The organism is Chromohalobacter nigrandesensis (assembly GCF_023061285.1).
Taxonomy (GTDB): domain Bacteria; phylum Pseudomonadota; class Gammaproteobacteria; order Pseudomonadales; family Halomonadaceae; genus Chromohalobacter; species Chromohalobacter nigrandesensis.
Genome location: NZ_JAKGAM010000017.1, coordinates 33,335 through 52,883 on the forward strand (window position 1 = coordinate 33,335; position 19,549 = coordinate 52,883).

Sequence of the window (19,549 nt, forward strand, 5' to 3'; positions counted from 1 at the left end):
CCATCACGAGGCCCATAGGAAATAGCCGCCCATGATAACCCGAACACCCACCGCTTTGCAGAGCGGAAATGCCACGCACGGCGAAGACGCCTCCGAAGGCGTCACCTTGACCCTGCGTCAGGGCACACAGGATTGGCAAGCCCAGTTGCGCGACGCGGTGCGCGACCCGCGCGCACTGTGCCGCCACCTGGGGCTCGATCCGGCCTGGCTGCCAGGCGCCGAGGAGGGGCACACGCTGTTCCCGGTGCGCGTGCCGCACGCCTATCTATCGCGCATTCACCATGGCGATGCGGACGACCCCTTGCTGCGCCAGGTGCTGCCCCTCGAGCGGGAAAGCGACAGCGTCGCCGGTTTCGTCGGCGACCCTCTCGAGGAAGCCGAGCACCGCCCGCGCCCGGGGTTGATCCACAAGTATCGCAATCGCGTGCTGCTGATCGCCAGCCCGGCCTGCGCCATCAATTGTCGCTACTGCTTTCGTCGGCATTTCCCCTACGCCGAGAATTCACCCTCGCGCGCGCAGTGGGAATCCACGCTCGATTACCTGCGTCAGGACACCTCGATCAACGAAGCCATTTTTTCCGGTGGAGACCCGCTGGCCTCGCCGGACCGGCGCCTGGCCTGGTTGGCCGAACGCCTCGCGGACATCCCCCATCTCAAGCGCTTGCGTCTGCATACGCGCCTGCCGGTGGTGATTCCCGACCGCGTCGACGGCGCGCTGCTCGACTGGCTGACGGCCACGCGGCTGCAGACCGTGATGGTGGTGCACATCAACCACCCCAACGAGATCGACACGCACGTCGCCGACGCCATGGCGCGGCTACGCGGCGCGGGCGTCACGCTGCTCAATCAGAGCGTGCTGCTGCGCGGTGTCAACGACGACGTCGAGACGCTCGCGCGGCTCTCCGAGCGGCTTTTCGATGTGGGGATCCTGCCTTATTACCTGCATGTGCTCGACCCCGTCGAAGGAGCCGCGCATTTCGATGTATCCGATGCCGAGGCGGTATCGCTGGTCGAGACGCTACGCGCCCACCTCGCCGGCTTTCTGATGCCGCGCCTGGTGCGTGAGATTCCGGGGGAGGCCAGCAAGACGCCGCTGGCCTAGATGACTCTCACGGTTGCCGCCTGCCAACCGACTTCACGCCGACAAGGCGCGCGCCACGATGTCGCGTTCTCGTTCGGGCAGCGTCAGCGCTGACGCCAGCTCGTGCCCACGCGGCGACATCTTGCGCCAGGTCTTGGCGACGATGCGCACCAGCTTGTCATCATCATGCTCGCGGGCGAAATCGCTGAAATAGTGCGCCATGAAGACCAGGCAAGCGGTGTCTTCCAGCGCTTGGGTATCCGCGTCACGCTTGAGGTTCTCCTTGCGGATCAAGGCACCGACATGCGCCACCGCCGCCTCGTCGTAGCCTGCCTCGCGGACGATCGTCTCCGCCAGAGCCGCTTGTCGACGCCCGAGATCGCGCCGCCAGGCCAGATAGCTGGGACGATCACGCGGGTAATCGTCGCGCGGCACTTCCCAGCGTCTCAGATGCTGGGCGCGCACCGCCAGCTGCAACGGCTCCGAGGCCTCCGGAGCGACCCGCGCCAGCCAGTCGCTCATGCGCTGGGCATAGAGCAGCTCGGCGGGTTGTTCACCGCCCTCTTCCGTCATTGCGCGCTTTGGATCCTCGGCATGGGCCGCGTCCAACGCCGTCTTTGCGCGCTGAAAGGGCGTATTCTCGGGCATGCTGGCCTCCTTACGATGCGTGTTTAGACGTGTCTTCTGGCACAAGACTACCAATAGCGCTGCCCATGATATTCCAACCAGCCGTCGGGATGATCGCCGCCGGGATCGCGATGCGTCCAGTGCACGACCCCGCCTTTAGAATTCCATTCGTACTCGCCGAAAAAGCCTACCGTGTCCCCGGCTTGCAACCCTTCGAGCCGAGGCGCCAAGTCGATGTTATGTGCGATAAGCACGGTCTGGCCGCTCGCCAGGCGCAGAATGAAGCGCTGATGGCGGCTACCTTCATCGTCATCCGGCAGCACGTGGTCCACCTCGCCGCGCGCCTCGACCTGAAGCCCGCTGTGATGCTGCTGGTAGGCCTCACGCAGGGTCACGACGCCTGAACGTGCCCCCTCGCCGGCCGTCGGTGCCGAAACCGATGGTGCCAGGACCGCCAGCGCCCCGGCCAGCACGAGTACCGCCGCCGCGAACGTCAGACCGAGGATGACCGCACGACGGCGCATGCTCATGCCGACCTCAGACCTCGCCAAGCGTCTCGGCGGTGACGTTGGGCGCCGGCGCCTGCTGAGTACGCCAATGGCGATTCAACGCGCCGAGCACGGCCTTCATGGAGGCGCTAGTGATGCTCTCGTCGATGCCGACCCCGAATATCGGCGTCTGCTCGACACGCACCTCGACATAGGCCACCGCTTCGGCATCGGCGCCTTGACCGCGCGAATGCTCGTGATAGTCGATGATCTCGACATCCAGCCCGTGGGCCGCCAGCGCCTTGATGAAGGACGCCAGCGGGCCGTTGCCCTCGCCGGTAACCTGGCGACACTCGCCCTGTTCCTCGATCTGGGCGTCGAGACGCACGCGGGGGCTGTCGTCATCCGAACTCAGGCGATGATTGATCAGCGCATAGGGTTCGCGGCTGGTGAGATATTCGTCCTCGAAGGTGCGATAGATCATTTCTGATGTGATCTCGCGTCCGGTGCGCTCGGCCACCGTCTGCACCACCTGGCTGAATTCGATGGACAGACGACGCGGCAGCTCGATGCCGTGTTCCTGTTCCAGCAGATAGGAGACACCGCCCTTGCCCGATTGACTGTTGACGCGGATCACCGCTTCGTAGGAGCGTCCCACATCGAGCGGGTCGATGGGCAGGTACGGCACGCCCCAAGGGCCGTCGGGATTGTCGCGACGCTCGGCCATGCCCTTCTTGATGGCGTCCTGGTGCGAGCCCGCAAAGGCCGTGAAGACCAGGTCACCGACATACGGATGGCGCGGATGCACCGGCAACTGGTTGCAGTGTTCCACCTCACGCATCAGCGGCGTGATATTGGAAAAATCGAGCTGCGGATGCACGCCCTGGGTGTACATGTTCATCGCCAGGGTGACGATATCCACGTTGCCGGTGCGCTCGCCATTGCCGAAAAGCGTGCCTTCCACGCGGTCGGCGCCGGCCATCATCGCCAGCTCCGCCGCCGCCACACCGGTGCCGCGATCATTGTGCGGATGCACGCTCACCACCAGGCTATCGCGCCGCGCGACGTGACGGCAGAACCACTCGATCTGATCGGCGTAGTGATTGGGTGTGGCGATTTCCACCGTCGCCGGCAGGTTGACGATCATCGGCTTGGCCGGCGTTGGCTGATAGACCTCGCTGACCGCATCGACGATCTCCACGGCGAAATCCAGCTCGGTGGAGGTAAAAAGCTCCGGCGAATACTGGAAGGTCCAGTCGGTCTGCGGGCGGGCAGCCATCATTTCCTTGATCTGCGTCGTGGCATCCTGGGCGATCTGGATGCACTCGGCCTTGTCAACACCGAATACCACCCGGCGGAAGACCGGATCGGTGGCGTTGTAGACGTGCACGATGGCGCGCTTGACGCCTTCCAGCGCCTCGAAGGTGCGCTCGATGAGGTGCGGGCGCGCCTGAGTCAGTACCTGGATGGTGACGTCATCGGGGATCGCGTCGTCGTCGATCAGCTCACGCACGTAGTCGAAATCGATCTGCGAGGCCGAGGGAAAGCCAACCTCGATCTGCTTGAAGCCTGCCTTGACCAGCAAGTCGAAGAAGCGCCGCTTGCGCTCGAGATCCATGGGATCGATCAACGCCTGGTTGCCATCGCGCATGTCCACGCTGCACCACTCGGGCGGCTGCGTGATCCGCTGCGCCGGCCACTGGCGATCGGGCAAGTCGACGGCCTCGAAGGGACGATACTTGGTGGAAGGGTCCTTGAGCATCATGGCGTTATCTCCTTCTGCGGTATTCAAATGACGGGAATCGAATGCCCTGCACCGGCCCGAACACGACGACGCCCCGCGGCGGATAAGCCTCGCGGGGCGTCGGCAATGACATGACACAGCGGCTCGCGAATCGCATCGCGGGCCGAAGAGCGCGTGACGACGGCGCGGCAAGCATTCGGAAAGGTCGGGGAGAGAGTGGCGGTATTCGACATGGCTGACATTATCTTCGTTGGACTGGGCTGCGTTAGACCGGGAGGGTGACGATGCACGAGGCATCCCGTCGGCTCATAGGCCGATGGTAAGTCGTAGGTCTAAGCGTATTAGTCGCATGTCGAAGATCGTCATATAGCTAACTAAACAGCTGTACGCATGGCTGTCAACCGCCCCTCACGATGATGGTGCCTCCTCGTCGAGCGCTGCCTGGCCGTCTCGCCACAGGCGCACCAGCCACGCCGGAGCATGCGACTCGTCGAGACAGCGCTGCCAATGCGACTCCCCGGTACACCGCGAGGAAAGCGTGAGGCGGAAGAAACGACCATCGGGCGACGTGTGCGCTGCCTCTGGCAGCGTCGCCAGAGCACGCAAGCCCGCGTCGAGATGCGCCCACTGCAAGGGTGTCAGCCGGTCGCAATCGATCTCGCGCGGCGCGACCAACCCCGGCAGATAAGCGAAACCGCCCTCACGCGCGACGCCCAAACGTATATCGCCCGACAACACCGGAAGCTCGGTGTGGCTCATGAGACGACGCCCACCTCGCGCCAGGCCTCATCCACCGCGCGACGCTCGCGGCTCTCGCGCCCATGCAGGCGTTCGGCGTGCTCGAGCGTGAGGGCGGCGAAGGCCGCGAAATCCGCCTCTCGGCTCAATGCCGCGTCGCGCATCGCCGCGTACCATACCGGTCCTACGCTTACCCAGGCGGGTGACTCGAGGGCCACTGCGGCAAGATAAAACGCCCGGTTGGGAATGCCTGAGTTGATATGCACGCCGCCGTTGTCGGCTTGCGTGTCGACGAAATCGCGCATGTGGCCCGGCTGCGGATCACGCCCCAGCACGGGATCGTCATACGCCGTGCCCGGCGCCTGCATGGAACGTAACGCCTGGCCTTGCACGCGATCGGTCAACAGTGCCGCGCCGATCAGCCAATCGGCATCCTGGGGCGACTCGCCAGCGCGGTACTGCTTGACCAGCACCCCGAATACATCGGCCAGCGACTCGTTGAGCGCCCCCGCCTGATCGGCATAGATCAGGCCGACATCGCGCTCGATCACACCGTGAGTCAATTCGTGCGCAATCACCTCCGGCGCCGCCGTGAAGCGCCGAAACAATTCGCCGTCACCATCGCCAAAGACCATCTGCGAGCCGTTCCAGAACGCATTGTCGTAGTCGCGAGCGTAATGCACGGTACCGATCAACGGCATGCCCTGTTCATCGATGGAATCGCGCTCGAAGACCTCCCAGTAGAACCGATAGGTTGCCCCCAGCCATTCATAGGCTTCGTCCACGGCCGGATCGCCGCTTTCGGGCTGGCCTTCGTCGCGCACCAGGCGTCCGGGCAGCGTTTGCTCGTGCTCGGCGCTGTGAATTCGACGGTCGGGGCGCCCGGCAACGGCTCGCGCCGCATCCCGCTGCGGTGCCGGCGCGCCACGCTGGCGAAACCAGTGATCGGCCTCGAGCGTCTGCTGGGCACAACGACGTAGGCGTACCGACCCTTGCGCCGCGACACGCTCAAGTACGTGGGGCGGCATGAAGCCGCACGCTAAAGTCTTCGGATCTGACATCGACTTGAGTCCTCGATCGGCTATCGAACATACCCAGGCAGTGTGGCTCAAGATGGCCGATCATGCGCAACGAGGCGATGCCGCTACCACGCTTAGACCGGCGTCATCCGATAGCGCGCAGCATTCACGGCTTCCTTAAGTTCCCCCAACTGACCGATAGCGTCGTCATCAAGGCGCTGATCGAGGCGCCGCTTGGGATTGCGCGTGTTGAGCACGACATGCACTTGATTGGGCGTGCCATGACCATCGTGACGCTGAACCCAGGCCAGTGCGCCGTTGGTGTAAAGGGCAAGAGATCCGATCGGCGCCATACCGAAGCGACGGATATAGCGCTGCACCCAAGTATTATCGAAGCCTTCGGCTTGTGTCATCAGATGTCGGTAGACCTCGCGCTGCGTCCAGGCGGCGCGTCCGGGTCGCGGGCGCGTCATCACGTCGGCGACATCCACCACCGCCATCATGCGGGCCAGCTCGGGCAACGCGTCCCCTCGTTTGCCCGCCGGGTAGCCGCTGCCATCGAGGCGCTCATTGGCCATGCCGAGGACTTGCTCGACGACATCACCATCCAGCCAGCGGCAGTCGTCCAGGCGCTCGCGTATCAAACCCACATGGGTATGGAGCTGTGCTTGCTCTTCCGGGCTCAGCGTCTCGTCACGCAACAGAGTATCGGGCAGCATGCCCTTGCCCAGATCGTGAAGCAGGGCACAGGCGACCACGGCCTTGAGACGTTCTGGCGCCATATGCCGCGACTGGGCGAGATCCAGCATCCGCACGGCCACCATCAGACTGTGCTGCACCAGATGCGACTCCTGGGTGAGACAGGCGCTCGCATAAAGCAGCGCCTGACGGTCCTGCTGCCACAGCGCCAGCAGCGTGTCGGTACTGCGTGAAAGCTGTATCGAGGCCACCGAATCGCCGCTTTTCAACTGCACCAATTGCGCGTTGAGATAGTCGGCGACTTTCTTGAGACGGGCCGCCATCGCGCCCCCCGGCTGCGACTTCGTGCGCCGCTGGCGTGCCGTATCCCGCCGAGCATCGCTGGGTGATTGAAATAACGCTGAAGGTTCCAGTGGACGTCCTGTATGCATGACGGTACGTGCGCTTTCGCGCTCGACTTCCTTGACGCAGTACCACACCAGGCGCTCCATCCCGGACGATAAACCGATAAACTCGCAGCCCGCCTGTGCCTGCGTCCATGCCTCGTCGGTATGCACGTGACGGACATTGGCCGGCAATTCGAAATGACGCTGGTTGGGAAACGTCAGGCGAATGCTATCGATGGTCTGCTCGGGCTTGAGCGCGGCGGCCGCAGCCAACGGCAGTTCAACCAGGCAACCGCCCAGCGAGAGGTTGCAAAGCCGCCCTTCATACGGCGTGTCCTCGCCCGCCACACGCAATGTGACGCCGACCTCCATGTCGGCACGCAGACTGGCTCGAAAGCTCTGGCGTCGATGCACCACGGACACCGCTTGCGGATAGTCGCACACGGCCAGCAGGCGCTCACCTTGCTCGCGCCATTCATTTACCGCGAGCGCCTGTGTGGTCAGCATCGCGCCCTCGACCTGCCCCATCAACTGGAATGTCTCGCCGCGCCGCAGCCGAGGGACGATCTCGCGGACCGCAGAGACATCCAGGCATAGCGACTCCTCCTGGACGATATCCATGACTACCACGGGCCACGGCGCCCCGTCGCCACTCTCGAAGCATAGGCTTGCGCCCCCGGGCAGGGTGAGGGCCCCGAGAAAGCCGTAAAGTTCGCCGGGGTGCGTGACGTCTTGGGGTGGTGCGGAATCAGGTGGCGACATCTCGGTCTCGACGCTGACGAAACGAAAACGAGCACCTCCGTTACGCGGCGTGCTCGTGTAAGGATATGTAATCTATTATCGACTGTATCATGAACGACTTGAATAGCGCTTGGCAGCAACTACAAACGAGTCAGTTCGTCTTCGTGATAGCCCAGCAGATAGAGCACGGCATCCAGCCCTAGCGTGCTGATCGACTGCTGCGCCTGCTGGCGTACCAATGGCTTAGCGCGGAAAGCAATGCCAAGCCCTGCGCTTTCCAGCATCTTGAGGTCATTGGCACCATCGCCCACGGCCACGGTCTGCGCCATATCCCAGCCTTCACGCCGCGCGATCTCGCCCAACCACCAGGCCTTGCGCTCGGCGTCGATGATCGGCTCGCGCACCTCGCCGGTGATCCTGCCCTCGTGAATCACCAGCTCGTTGGCATGAATTTCGTCGAAACCCAGACGCTCCTGCAGGTAACGCGCGAAATAGGTAAAGCCTCCGGAGATGATCGCAGTGCGATAGCCCAGACGCTTGAGATGCGCCATCAAGCGTTCGACGCCGTCCATCAACGGCAGATTCTCGGCAATCTCGCGCAGCACCGACTCGTCGAGCCCTTCCAGCTTGGCCATGCGCTCGCGGAAGCTCTGCTTGAAATCCAGCTCGCCGCGCATGGAACGCTCGGTGACGGCGGCCACCTCCTCAAAGACACCGTGGCGGCGCGCCAGCTCATCGATCACCTCGGCCTGGATCAGGGTCGAGTCCATGTCGAAGCAGACCAAGCGCCGATGGCGACGCCACAGGGAGTCTTCCTGGATGGCGATATCCACGCCCTGGCGCGCGCCCAGCGCCAGCGCCTCTTCACGCAGGCGGGGTAGCTCGACCGCCGCCCCGCGCAGGATGCACTCCACGCAGGCACCATGGGGCGACTGTTCATCGAGGAAATCGCCCCCCGACAAACGTGCAATACGCTCGACGCTCAACCCATGCGCCGCCGCCAGCTCACCGACGTCGACGAGAATCCCCGGAGGTAGCTGCGGCGCCATCAGGGTCAGGATCAGGCGCGGCATTTCGGCCTGGGCCTTGAGGGTTTGCCACGTATCCGCCGAGACCGCATCGACCTCGACGCCGAGCACCTGTTCGTCCAGGTCTTGCCCGGCGAGATGTTCGTTCAGTTGCGCTTTGAAGGTATCAGCGCCTACGTCGGCGTTCACCAGCATCTCGAAGGCGACATAGCCCAACGCACTGTGCTGATGAATGTCCACTAGCCGCGCCTGGCATGCCGTCAAGGCCGCGCCCAGCGCCGCCAGTTGCCCCGGGTGGTCGGGGCCACCGGCGCGAATCAATAATCGCTGTGTCATATGGCCTCTTCTGCCTTCTTTCTTCTATCTTTTTTCTTCGACTTCTAGCCGGTCGACTTTCTGGAAGCCTCGCGACAGCTTGCTACCCCGGCGCCCACGCTCACCGACGTAATAGTCGAGATCGCGACTCGAGAGCGTCTGCTTGCGCTTGCCGGCATGCACCACTAGCGAGGCGTCGGCGGGCAACACGGCCAGGTCACGCACGAATTCCTCGCGGTTGGCGGCGCGCGCACCGGGAATATCGAGCATCTTGTTGCCCTTGCCCTTGGCCATGACCGGCAATTGATCGAGCGGGAACACCAGCAACCGCCCCTCGTTGGAGACCACAGCGATGCGCGTGCCTTCACCTTCCGGCACCGCCACCGGCGGCATGACATTGCAGCCCTTGGGTACGCTGAGCGCGGCCTTGCCCGCCTTGCTCTTGCCGATCAGATCCTCGAGCCGGGCGATGAAGCCGTAGCCGCCATCGGAGGCCAGCAGATAGTGTGCCTCGGGCACATCGAGCATCACCCCCACCATGCGCGCCCCGGCGCCGGGGTTAATGCGCCCAGTGATGGGCTCACCCTGGCTGCGGGCCGAAGGCAGATTATGCGCGCTCAGCGTATAGCTGCGTCCGGCGTCATCGAGCAATACCAGCGGCTGGTTGGACTTGCCGCGTGCGGCCAGATGAAAGCTGTCGCCCGCCTTGTAGGAAAGCCCGGCGGGGTCGATCTCGTGGCCCTTGGCACTACGAATCCAGCCTTTCTCGGAGAGCACCACGGTAATCGGATCCGCGCCCACCAGTTCGACCTCGGACAGGGCCTTGGCCTCGCCGCGCTCGACCAACGGTGCACGCCGTGCATCGCCATAATCGTCGGCGTCCTGGCGCAGTTCGCGTTCGATCAGGTCGGTCAGTGCCGCGTCGTTACCCAGCAGTTCCTTGAGGCGTTCGCGCTCGGCGCTCAGTTCATCCTGCTCGCCGCGAATCTTCATTTCCTCGAGCTTGGCCAGGTGCCGCAAGCGCAGTTCGAGAATCGCCTCCGCCTGACGCTCGCTGAGCCCGAAGGCATTCATCAACGCCGGCTTGGGCGCATCTTCCTCGCGGATGATGCGAATCACCTCGTCGAGGTCGAGATACGCCGCCAGCAAGCCTTCGAGGATATGCAGGCGATCCTCGACCTTATCGAGGCGGTGCTCGAGTCGTCGCCGCACCGTCGCCCGGCGGAAACGCAGCCATTCGCCCAGGATGGCATCGAGCGCCATGACCCGAGGTCGGCCATCCAAGCCGATCACGTTCAGATTGACGCGCACGTTCTTCTCTAGGTCGGTGGTGGCGAAAAGATGCGCCATCAGCGCTTCGACATCGACCTTGCCCGAGCGCGGCACCAGCACCAGGCGCGTGGGCGTCTCGTGGGTCGATTCGTCACGCAGATCCGCCACCATGGGCAGCTTCTTGGCCTGCATCTGCGCGGCGATCTGCTCGAGCACCTTGGCACCGCTGACCTGATACGGCAGCGCCGTCACCACCACGTTGCCATCTTCCAGCGTGTAGCGGCCACGCAGCTTCACCGAGCCGCGGCCGCTCTCGTAGAGCTTGCCGAGATCTGCCGGTGAACTGATGATTTCCGCCTCGGTGGGAAAGTCCGGCGCCGGCACGTAGCTCATCAGGTCGCTGACGCTGGCCTCGGGATGGCGCAGCAGGTGGCAAGTCGCGTCCACGACTTCGCGCACGTTGTGCGGCGGAATGTCGGTGGCCATGCCTACCGCGATACCGGTCGCACCATTGAGCAGCACATGCGGCAAGCGCGCCGGCAGTACCGCCGGCTCGTCGAGGGTGCCGTCGAAGTTGGGCGTCCAGTCGACGGTGCCCTGGCCGAGCTCGGCGAGCAGCACTTCGGAGAACTTCGACAACCGCGCCTCGGTATAGCGCATCGCCGCGAACGACTTGGGATCGTCGGGGCTCCCCCAATTGCCCTGGCCGTCGACCAGCGGATAGCGATAGCTGAACGACTGCGCCATCAGCACCATCGCCTCGTAGCAGGCACTGTCACCATGCGGATGAAACTTGCCCAGTACGTCGCCGACGGTACGCGCCGACTTCTTGTACTTGGCATTGGCATTCAGCGATAGCTCACGCATGGCGTAGACGATGCGCCGCTGGACCGGCTTCATGCCGTCACCGATATGTGGCAACGCCCGGTCGAGAATCACGTACATCGAATAATCGAGATACGCCTTCTCGGTATATTCCTTGAGGGATAGACGCTCGACGTCGCCTTCCGCTACCTGAATATCCATGGTCATGGGTTCGGAGCCCTATTGGTCGTCATGGAAGATTCACGGGCAGTGCCCGCGCTCAGTGTTCTGGAAAAGCCACGAGCCGCGAGTTTTGGGCTGCGAACCCCACTGCTCGTAGCTCGTAGCTCAGACCTCTATCTCCGCCAGGTTGCCGTAATCCTCGAGCCAGTTCTTGCGGTCGCTGGCGCGTTTCTTCGCCAGCAGCATGTCCATCATCTCGCGGGTGCCGTCGTCCGCGGTGAGGGTCAGTTGCACAAGACGGCGCGTGTCGGCGGCCATGGTGGTTTCGCGCAATTGCAGCGGACTCATTTCGCCGAGGCCCTTGAAGCGCTGGACATTGGGCGTGCCGCGCTTGCCTTCCAAGCGCTTCAAGATGGCGGTCTTCTCGCTTTCATCGAGGGCGTAGTGGACTTCCTTGCCCAGGTCGATGCGGTACAGCGGCGGCATGGCCACGAAAACGTGGCCGGCGTCGACCAACACTGGGAAGTGGCGCACGAACAGCGCGCACAACAGGGTCGCGATATGCAGGCCGTCGGAGTCGGCATCCGCGAGGATGCAGATCTTGTGATAGCGCAGCTTGGTGAGATCGTCGCTGCCAGGGTCCATGCCGATAGCCACGGCGATGTCGTGAACCTCCTGGGAGCTGTAAATATCGTGCGCCTCGACTTCCCAAGTGTTGAGAATCTTGCCGCGCAGCGGAAGAATCGCCTGCGTCTCGCGATCGCGCGCCTGCTTGGCGCTGCCGCCGGCGCTGTCACCCTCGACCAGGAACAACTCGGAAGCCACAGGATCCTGCCCGGCGCAGTCGGCGAGCTTGCCCGGCAGAGCGGGACCGGAGGTGACCTTCTTGCGCGCCACCTTCTTGGCACTCTTCTGGCGCCGCTGGGCGGTATTGATCACCAGTTCGGCCAATGCCTCGGCCTGATCGACGTGGTGATTGAGCCATAGCGAGAAGGCGTCCTTGACGACACCGGAGACGAAGCCCGCCACCACGCGCGAGGAGAGGCGCTCCTTGGTCTGGCCGGCGAACTGGGGGTCGAGCAGCTTCACGGAAAGCACGAAGGCGACACGCTCCCACAGGTCCTCGCCGGTCAACTTGACCCCGCGCGGCAGCAGGCTGCGGTATTCGCAGAATTCACGCAGCGCCTCGAGCAACCCCGAGCGCAGGCCATTGACGTGCGTCCCGCCGAGCGGCGTGGGAATCAGGTTGACGTAGGATTCCTGCAGCAACTCACCGCTTTCCGGCAGCCACTGAATGGCCCAATCGACGCCTTGATCGTCGTCCTCGAAATGGCCCAGAAACGGCGAAGAAGGCAACGTCTCGACGTCGTCGGTGGCCTGGGCCAGGTAATCGCGCAGGCCGTCGGCGTATTGCCAGACGTTCTGGCTACCGTCGGTATCCACCAGGGTCACCTCGAGCCCCGGGCAAAGCACCGCCTTGGCGCGCAGCAGGTGCTGGAGGCGAGGCAGCGACAGCTTGGCGCTATCGAAGTAGCTATCATCCGGCCAAAAGCGTAGCACCGTGCCCGTAGCCTTCTTGGCACACGAGCCGATGACGGCGAGCTCTTCCACCTTGTCGCCATGGGCGAAGGCCATGCCGTGGCGGTCGCCGTCGCGGCAGACCTCGATTTCCAGGCGCCGCGACAGTGCATTGACCACCGACACCCCGACACCGTGCAGCCCGCCGGAGAAACGGTAGCTCGACTGCGAGAACTTCCCGCCCGCATGCAACCGCGTCAGGATGAGCTCGACACCGGACACCCCATGTTCGGGATGCACGTCAATGGGCATGCCGCGCCCATCATCACTGACCTCGATACCGCCATCGTCATGCAACTGCACACGAATATGCTGCGCATGACCGGCCAGCGCCTCGTCGACGCTGTTGTCGATGACCTCCTGCACGAGATGGTTGGGGCGACTGGTATCGGTGTACATTCCGGGGCGCTTGCGCACCGGGTCGAGTCCCGACAGGACCTCGATGGAACTGGCACTGTATTGCGTCATGCGTTGTCCATTAAGTGGGTTCGTCAGAGCGCGCGTGCGAGTGTACAGGTAGCGTCCAGCCACCATGCGCGAAGATGGCCGGTAAATACTCGGCCAAGGCACTGAAGCCGTGGTCGCCGCCCGGGTGCACAATCATCGAGGCACCGGCATAGAAAGCCAGCGCATCGCGACAATCCAGCGTCTCGTCGGCGCTACCCAGCAACAACCGGTAGCAACTCGGGTCGATGACGGCGGCGGGCGTCATGGCCTCGAGCGCCTCGCCATGGCGCGCGTCGATGGTGAAGCGCTCGTGAGTATAAGGATTCTCCAGCGACGCGCCCATCCACTGCGCCACCAAGCGTGCCGGCCGTACCGCAGGGTTGATCAACACCGCGCGCAGTCCGAAGCGTTCGGCCAGACAGGTGGCCAGAAAGCCGCCCATCGAACTGCCAATCAGCAAGGTGTCATCGCCCAGGGCATGCAACTCGCGCTCGGCGCATGCCAGCGCCTCTTCGGGGCGATGCGGTAATTGCGGCGTAACACACCGAGGCGGCGCCACATCTTCGCTCGCCAGACGCTCGCAGGTGGCCGCGATCAAACGCGCCTTGGGCGACGCCGCGCCGCTGTTGAAACCATGCAGATACAAAATATTGGCTACGGGCGTCATATTGGCCACGGGCGTCATATTAGCCTCAGGCGTCATATTGGCCACGGGTGTCGTCAGCATACCGCACAACCTGTACAAACAGCCAGTATCATGTTGCGTCCTGTGCTTGCCAGATGACATCGAGCAGACCCCGGCTGGAATCATCCAGCGCCTCGGCACCGCGCCGCGAGGCCAGGATCTGCTCGGTTTCGGAGGCGATCTGCTTGCCTAGCTCCACGCCCCATTGATCGAAGGGATTGATGTCCCAGAGAGTGGCCTGCACGAACACCTTGTGCTCGTAGAGGGCGATCAACGCACCCAAGGTGCGTGGCGTCAGCCTATCGAGCAGCAGCGTGGTCGAGGGCTGATTGCCACGATAGCGCTTGTGATTCGGACGCGGGGCGTCGTCGGGCAGCGCCTCGTCACCCAGCATCAGCACCCGCGACTGGGCGACACAGTTGGCCAGCGTCAAGCGGTGTTGGGCCTTGAGATGCGCCCGGGTGGCCGGATCCTCAACCCGATCATAACGTCGTACCGGGGCGATGAAGTCGCACTCCACCGCCTGGCTGCCCTGGTGCAGCAACTGATAGAAGGCATGCTGCGCGTTGGGGCCGAGCTGTCCCCAGAGCACCGGACAGGTGGAATACGGCGTGATCTCGCCGCTATTGGTGACCGACTTGCCGTTGGATTCCATCTCAAGTTGTTCGAGATAACTGGCGAAGTATTCGAGGCGACCGTCATACGGCAGGATCGAGTGCGCGCGCACATCCAGGAAGTTGACGTTCCAGATGCCCGCCAACGCCAGCAGTACCGGCAGGTTGTCCTCGAGCGGTGTGTCGCGGAAATGGCGATCCATCTCGTGAGCGCCCGCCAGTAGCTCGCGGAAGTTATCCATGCCTACCGCCATCGCAATGGGCAAGCCAATGGCACCCCATAGCGAATAACGCCCACCGACCCATTCCCAGAAAAGCAATTGATGACGCGGCTCGATACCCCACTCGCTCATCTTCTCGGGCTTGGTCGAGACGCCGATGAAATGCTGGCGCATCACCAGCTCGCTCATCTGGGTATCTTGACCGCCATCGGCCAGGCGCGTCATCAGCCAGTCGCGCGCCGTAGAGGCATTGGACAGCGTATCGATGGTGGTAAACGACTTCGATGACAGCACGAACAGCGTGGTGGCGGGATTGAAGCGGGTCAGGTAGTCGGCGAGTTGCGAGCCGTCCATGGTCGAGGCGAAGTGAATGTCGACCTGATGCACGTCACGCGGGCGGTAATCGGCCAGGGCATGAGTCACCATCAAGGGCCCCAAGTCGGAACCGCCGACGCCCAGGTTCACCACGTCGGTGATCGGCCGCCCCGTGGCGCCGCGCCATTGCCCAGCGTGACATTTTTCAACCATCGCCTGCATCCGGGCCAGCGTCTCATGGACATCGGGGACGACATCCTCGCCCTCGACCATCAAGCTGGCCTCGCACGGCAAGCGCAAGGCGGTATGCAAGGCCGGGCGATCCTCGGAGCGATTGACCCGTTCGCCGTTTTGCAAACGCGCGATGGCGCCCTCCAGATCCGCTTCGCGGGCCAGTTCGAGCAGCATCGACAGTGTCTCGTCACGCCAACGATGCTTGGATAGATCCAGCGTCAGCCCCGCCCCGCGCCGTGTAAACCGTGCATGACGATCGGAACGCTCGGCGAACAGGCTCTTGAGGTGCACATCGCGCATTTCGGTGGCATGCGCGGCGAGCCTTTGCCAGGCTGGCGAATGATGGATCATGGTTGACTGGGTCATGACTCGTACTCTCCTTGACAAGCTTGCTAACGGCCCCCGCAGGTGCACGGCCCCGTCGCGGCGCGTACAATGCCGCCATTCCCTGTGGCCCCGCCACGCCTCGACTCGCTGAATGTCTCATGAGTGACGCATCTTATCGTGACGCGATCTTTTCGACACCCCTCGACCGGGTGGCCAACTTTTCCTTCGACGAACAGGTCGTCGCCTGCTTCCCCGACATGATTCGTCGCTCGGTCCCCGGCTATGGCCAGATACTGGGCATGCTGGGCTTGATCGCCGAACGCCACCTGCGCTTCGGCGCGCACGTCTACGACCTGGGCTGCTCGCTGGGCGCCGTGACCCTGGCACTCGCCGGGCGACTGCCGCCCGAGGCCTTTACCCTGACCGGGGTCGACCTGTCACCGACGATGGTCGCCCGAGCACGCGAAACACTTGCCGAAGAATGCCCCGATCATCGCATCGATATCATCGAAGGCGATATCCGCCACGTCGATTACCGACCCGCCGGCATGATCGTACTCAACTTCACGTTGCAATTCCTGCCCCCGGAAGATCGCCGCGCGGTCATCGAGCGCCTGTACGACGCCCTGGAACCCGGTGGCGTGCTGGTCCTCTCGGAGAAGATCATACTCCCCGACGAGCAGGAAAACGCCTGGCTGGTGGAACGCTATCATGATTTCAAGCGCGCCAACGGCTACAGCGACATGGAAATCAGCCAGAAGCGCACGGCGCTGGAAAACGTGTTGGTGCCGGACACCCTCGAGGCGCATCACGACCGCCTGCGTACAGCCGGTTTCACACGCGTCAGCACCTGGTTTCAATATCTCAATTTCGCCTCGATGGTGGCCTTCAAGGATGCCTGACCGCTTCCCGCTCGACCGTATGCAACGCGCACTATTCGACGCCTTTCTCGACCACGGCCTGACCGCGTGGGTCGCGCGCTTGCCGGAGCAACTTGCCAACGGCCTGGACCGCCGCCGCTTCGGCGATCTTCCCGCCTGGGAAAAGGCCGTGGCCAAGCTCCCGGCGCTACCCGAGACTCGCCATGTGGCACTCGATCAGGACAGCGTACGGGTCGACGTGGCCCTCGACGACAGCCGCCGACGCCAGTGCGAGAACCTGCTGCGCAAGTTGATGCCTTGGCGCAAGGGCCCCTACGCTCTTGGTGGAATCGAGATCGACACCGAATGGCGTTCGGATTGGAAATGGCAACGTGTTGCACCGCACCTGTTACCGCTCGAAGGGCGCCGGGTACTGGATGTCGGCGGCGGCAACGGCTACCACGCCTGGCGCATGGCCGGCGCGGGCGCGGCATTCGTGCTGGTCATCGACCCATCGCCACGCTTCTATTACCAGTTTCAAGCGATACGCCATTTCGTGGGCGATACCGACGCATGGCGCACGCATTTCCTGCCGGTCGGCATCGAGGATGTTCCCCCGCAACTCGAAGCGTTCGACACCACCTTCTCCATGGGCGTGCTTTACCACCGCCCTTCCCCGCTAGAGCATCTGGCGCAACTGCGCGACACCCTGCGTCCCGGTGGCGAGCTGGTCCTCGAGACCCTGGTCGTGGAGGGCGATGTCACCACCGTGTTCATGCCCGGCGAACGCTACGCCGCCATGCCCAACGTCTACTTCTTGCCCTCATCAAAGGCGCTATCGCACTGGCTCGAGCGCTGCGGGTTCGAGGACGTGCGCGTCGTCGACGAAGCCCCGACGTCGCTGGAAGAACAACGCAGCACCGCATGGATGACCTTTCAATCGTTGGCCGACTTTCTCGATCCCGAGGATCCGACGTTGACCCTCGAAGGCTATCCGGCACCACGCCGGGCCGTGCTGGTGGCGCGCAAGCCCGAGTGACTTATGCTGCTTTGACTTGCGCTTATGGGACTTGCTCTTCCTCGATATGCGAACGATAATATTTATCATTATCGACGTCGAAGGAGGCCTCTCATGCTGTCGCTCTTCAATACGGCCCTGGAGGGAACGCCGTGCCTGATGCCCTTCAACGACCGCCTGGTCCCAGGCGAACTACTCGGCATCTGCGGGCCGCATGGCGCCGGCAAGAGTACCCTGATCGGCTTGCTCGCCGGTCTCTACCGACCCACGCGCGGTAGCATTTGCCTCGACGGCCAGCCCCTGCATTGCTGGCCCAGCAGCTATCGTGCCCAGCGCATCTCGCATGTCGTCGCACCACCGCAAAGCCTGGCGGATTGGCGCGTGCGCGACCTCGTCGGGCTGGGTCTGCTGGAGAGTTGCTCACGCGTCACGCAACATGGCGCCAGTTCGCCGCCCTGCCTTCCGCTTGCGGTTGAGACGGCGCTCAATGCACTCGACCTTCAAGCCATGGGCGACCAACGCCTGGGAGAACTCGACCCGGAGAATGCCCAACGCGCGATGATTGCGCGGTCACTGTGCCAGGTCGCGGCGGCACCCCACTGCCCGTTCCGGCAGCGGCGCGACAACGGCATTCTGCTGCTCGACCTGGAACCTCTCGCGCCCGAACAGGAGCAACGATTACTTGCCGACCTGAGAGCCGCCTCCCGGCGCCACCGACTGTGCATCGTGGCGGTCATCAGCCAATGCGATGCAAGCTTGGCATGCTGTGATCGCGTGTGGTGGATGGACGCCGGCTCACGCTGCACCAACCTCACACCGGCGGTGCGTCATGTATTGAAGGTGCAGGTGGCCCCGCCGAAGGCAGAGACATCTCTCCCGAGGGCGCCAGACGCTACGTCCTAACGTCAATCCGTCTCGAGGGCCGTAGGTTTATGGCAGGCAGGGACTAACTGGCTGATGTCATTGGCAGGTCGAAATTCTCGGGCGCCGCATTCCTGAAGTCCCGCCTCCAACTACCTACCAGGTCCCATCGTCATTTAGCCACCATCGCAGAGCGACGGAGGGATGTCAGGCTTGACTATCTCACCTTGAGCTCCCCCCACCTCGCGGCAACGCAGAAACATCGCGAAGGTCAATGCGTGTTGTTCGTCACCCGATCGGCCGTACTCTGCTGATACTGACGCGGTGTCATGCCCTTTTGCTCGCGGAAATGGCGGTTGAAATTGGAAAGGTTGTTGTAGCCGACCTGAAAGCAGATATCGGCGATGGATTGCCTGCCTTCGAGCAACAGACGGCAGGCATGGCCGATGCGTATCCGCCGCAGAAAGGCGACGAAGGTGTCACCGGTAGCGTGCTTGAAAAATCGCGAAAAGGTGGAAGGGGTCATGCCATTTTGCGCGGCCAACGTCGACATGCGCAGTTCTTCATGGAAGTGATCGTGTATATAACGCAGCACGGCATCCACTTGCACGGAGGAGGTGTCCTTGGCGTCCAGTCCGTACCCGCAACTGGCCAGAATGCGGTATTCGCCCTGCGAGAGGCTGCGCAGAATAGTCAGCATGGTCAGTAGCCTGCCGGCATTGTCCTGCTCGCCCATTGTGACCAGCAGCTCGGCACACCGTGCTGCTGCGTCTCCCATAAACTCCACACCCTGGGCCGAGTCCTCGATGAGCCTCGACAAGCAGTTTAGCTCCGGACAGAGCGTCATCATGTGTTCCAGCCACTCGCCTTTGAACTGGAGAACGACATCACGCCCCTTGATAACGGGCCGTGAGTCATCCGGATCGCTTAACCATGCATGCGGTATGTTTGGGCCCACTAACACTAAATTACCAGGCCCGAATCGTCCGATATAATCACCCACGAAATAGTTTCCTTCCGAATAACGGATGAGATGCAATTCATACTCGGGATGATAATTCCAGCGGGCGATAGGTGCGGGGAAATCGTGGCAGTGCCAGTAGAAACTGAACTTCGGGTCCTGGCTGATGCTCTCGAAGACAGGTGCACCAAGACGAGTATCGTTAAGCTGCGTAGCGATCATGAGTTATCGGTGCCCCTTTCGACTATGTCACTATGCAAGGCTTCAGCAAACGCCTTCCACTCCAGACGCTTCATTGTCTTC

16 protein-coding genes are annotated in these 19,549 nt (G+C 63.1%); 4 read left to right on the forward strand and 12 right to left on the reverse strand.

Annotated features, from left to right (window positions below):
- Window positions 1–31 precede the first annotated feature (31 nt).
- A complete protein-coding gene (gene epmB / locus L1073_RS15580; RefSeq protein ID WP_246900775.1) occupies window positions 32–1,102 on the forward strand; it encodes an EF-P beta-lysylation protein EpmB in 1,071 nt (356 codons plus the stop codon).
- Between the two features lie 33 nt (window positions 1,103–1,135).
- Here epmB and L1073_RS15585 read toward each other — a convergent pair whose 3' ends face one another.
- The 11 genes from L1073_RS15585 to pgi all read right to left on the reverse strand — a co-directional run bounded on the left by L1073_RS15585 (window position 1,136) and on the right by pgi (window position 15,585).
- Entirely contained in the window at window positions 1,136–1,729 is a 594-nt protein-coding gene (locus tag L1073_RS15585) for a DUF4202 domain-containing protein (RefSeq protein ID WP_246900777.1), read from the reverse strand.
- Between the two features lie 47 nt (window positions 1,730–1,776).
- A complete protein-coding gene (locus L1073_RS15590; protein WP_246900779.1) occupies window positions 1,777–2,238 on the reverse strand; it encodes a DUF3465 domain-containing protein in 462 nt (153 codons plus the stop codon).
- A gap of 7 nt (window positions 2,239–2,245) precedes the next feature.
- Window positions 2,246–3,961: a 2-isopropylmalate synthase gene (gene leuA / locus L1073_RS15595; protein WP_246900781.1), complete on the reverse strand. Its 1,716-nt coding sequence runs from the start codon at window positions 3,959–3,961 to the stop codon at window positions 2,246–2,248.
- A 387-nt stretch (window positions 3,962–4,348) separates the two neighbouring features.
- A complete protein-coding gene (locus L1073_RS15600; RefSeq protein ID WP_246900782.1) occupies window positions 4,349–4,699 on the reverse strand; it encodes a protealysin inhibitor emfourin in 351 nt (116 codons plus the stop codon).
- Window positions 4,696–5,739: a M4 family metallopeptidase gene (locus L1073_RS15605; RefSeq protein WP_246900784.1), complete on the reverse strand. Its 1,044-nt coding sequence runs from the start codon at window positions 5,737–5,739 to the stop codon at window positions 4,696–4,698. Before L1073_RS15605 ends, L1073_RS15600 begins: the two co-directional genes overlap by 4 nt.
- A gap of 92 nt (window positions 5,740–5,831) precedes the next feature.
- Complete coding sequence (locus L1073_RS15610; RefSeq protein WP_246900786.1) at window positions 5,832–7,544, reverse strand: HD domain-containing phosphohydrolase; 1,713 nt, start codon at window positions 7,542–7,544, stop codon at window positions 5,832–5,834.
- A 119-nt stretch (window positions 7,545–7,663) separates the two neighbouring features.
- The gene (serB, locus tag L1073_RS15615; protein WP_246900788.1) at window positions 7,664–8,887 is read right to left on the reverse strand and encodes a phosphoserine phosphatase SerB; all 1,224 of its coding nucleotides are present in this window, start codon (window positions 8,885–8,887) and stop codon (window positions 7,664–7,666) included.
- A gap of 24 nt (window positions 8,888–8,911) precedes the next feature.
- On the reverse strand, window positions 8,912–11,170 hold the full coding sequence (gene parC / locus L1073_RS15620; protein ID WP_246900790.1) for a DNA topoisomerase IV subunit A: 2,259 nt from the start codon (window positions 11,168–11,170) through the stop codon (window positions 8,912–8,914).
- 120 nt (window positions 11,171–11,290) lie between these two features.
- The gene (parE, locus tag L1073_RS15625) at window positions 11,291–13,171 is read right to left on the reverse strand and encodes a DNA topoisomerase IV subunit B (protein WP_246900792.1); all 1,881 of its coding nucleotides are present in this window, start codon (window positions 13,169–13,171) and stop codon (window positions 11,291–11,293) included.
- 10 nt (window positions 13,172–13,181) lie between these two features.
- Window positions 13,182–13,877, reverse strand: coding sequence for a YqiA/YcfP family alpha/beta fold hydrolase (locus L1073_RS15630; protein WP_246900794.1), 696 nt, complete (start codon window positions 13,875–13,877; stop codon window positions 13,182–13,184).
- Between the two features lie 28 nt (window positions 13,878–13,905).
- Window positions 13,906–15,585, reverse strand: a complete 1,680-nt coding sequence (gene pgi, locus L1073_RS15635; RefSeq protein ID WP_246900796.1) for a glucose-6-phosphate isomerase — start codon at window positions 15,583–15,585, stop codon at window positions 13,906–13,908.
- 119 nt (window positions 15,586–15,704) lie between these two features.
- Here pgi and cmoA point away from each other — a divergent pair, with 119 nt between their 5' ends.
- The 3 genes from cmoA (at window position 15,705) to L1073_RS15650 (ending at window position 18,327) form a co-directional block, all read left to right on the forward strand.
- Entirely contained in the window at window positions 15,705–16,448 is a 744-nt protein-coding gene (gene cmoA, locus L1073_RS15640; RefSeq protein WP_246900798.1) for a carboxy-S-adenosyl-L-methionine synthase CmoA, read from the forward strand.
- Window positions 16,441–17,445 carry a tRNA 5-methoxyuridine(34)/uridine 5-oxyacetic acid(34) synthase CmoB gene (cmoB, locus tag L1073_RS15645; protein ID WP_246900799.1) on the forward strand — a complete coding sequence of 335 codons (1,005 nt, stop codon included), beginning with the start codon at window positions 16,441–16,443 and terminating at the stop codon, window positions 17,443–17,445. The genes cmoA and cmoB overlap by 8 nt, the downstream gene beginning before the upstream one ends.
- A 93-nt stretch (window positions 17,446–17,538) precedes the next feature.
- Window positions 17,539–18,327 carry an ATP-binding cassette domain-containing protein gene (locus tag L1073_RS15650; RefSeq protein ID WP_246900801.1) on the forward strand — a complete coding sequence of 263 codons (789 nt, stop codon included), beginning with the start codon at window positions 17,539–17,541 and terminating at the stop codon, window positions 18,325–18,327.
- 229 nt (window positions 18,328–18,556) lie between these two features.
- Here L1073_RS15650 and L1073_RS15655 read toward each other — a convergent pair whose 3' ends face one another.
- A complete protein-coding gene (locus L1073_RS15655; RefSeq protein WP_246900802.1) occupies window positions 18,557–19,468 on the reverse strand; it encodes a helix-turn-helix domain-containing protein in 912 nt (303 codons plus the stop codon).
- Window positions 19,469–19,549: the final 81 nt, after the last annotated feature.